Here is an 868-nt window from a genome sequence, read left to right on the forward strand (position 1 = left end):
CCTTTAAATTTTTCTGTTAACCTACTTAGATGGACTCGGAAGATTTGTAAACGCTCTGTTTTGCTAGGCAGATGTACAAAGAATATTTCATCAAGTCTGCCTTTACGAATTAATTCAGCAGGAAGCAATTCAACATTATTCGCAGTGGCAATAATAAATACTGGGCTGGTTTTTTCTTGCATCCAAGTAAGCAATGTGCCGAACACGCGCCTAGATGTCCCAGAATCACCGTCACTTCCAGTATTAATATTGCCAAATGCCTTATCAATTTCATCCAGCATGAGACAACAAGGAGATATAGCCTCAGCTAGTCTAATTACCTGTCTTACCCGGTTTTCACTTTCCCCAACAATGCCACCAAATAGCCTTCCTACGTCCAATCTGAGTAACGGTAATTTCCACTCAGCAGCAATGGTTTTAGCTGACAAACTTTTCCCAGTTCCTTGAATCCCCGCAAGTAAAACCCCCTTGGGACTGGGTAAACCATACTCACGCGCCGCATTGCTGAAACTATTTGCTCTGATTCTCACCCATTGCTTGAGATTTTCCAGCCCCCCAACCGAATCTAAACTAGCTTGTACAGGGATAAACTCTAGAATCCCAGTCTCTCTGATAGTTTGCCGCTTTTCCTCGATGACAGCAGCGATCGCACTCTCATTAATTTTTCCCAACTTGGCCAAACATTTCGCCAAAACCCGACTAATCCGACAACGGCTTAAACCTTGACAGCCCTTCACTAATTGCTCATAACCAGGGTTGTCTAACTTAATCTTGCTCCCAACCAACTTGGGGTAGATATAGCGAGCGTGTCATGGGGCAAGATAGACTGAAAGTATTGCTGCATATACTTTTTAGTTATCGTTTCCCA

General features: G+C 43.2%; 1 protein-coding gene. It reads right to left on the minus strand.

Annotated elements, in window-relative coordinates:
* A partial coding sequence (locus tag FJR05_RS24275) for an AAA family ATPase (RefSeq protein WP_254447084.1) occupies window positions 1–785 on the minus strand: 785 nt, incomplete at its 3' end.
* Between the last annotated feature and the right edge of the window lie 83 nt (window positions 786–868).

The organism is Dolichospermum sp. UHCC 0259 (assembly GCF_009711935.1).
In the GTDB taxonomy this organism is placed as follows: Bacteria; Cyanobacteriota; Cyanobacteriia; order Cyanobacteriales; family Nostocaceae; genus Dolichospermum.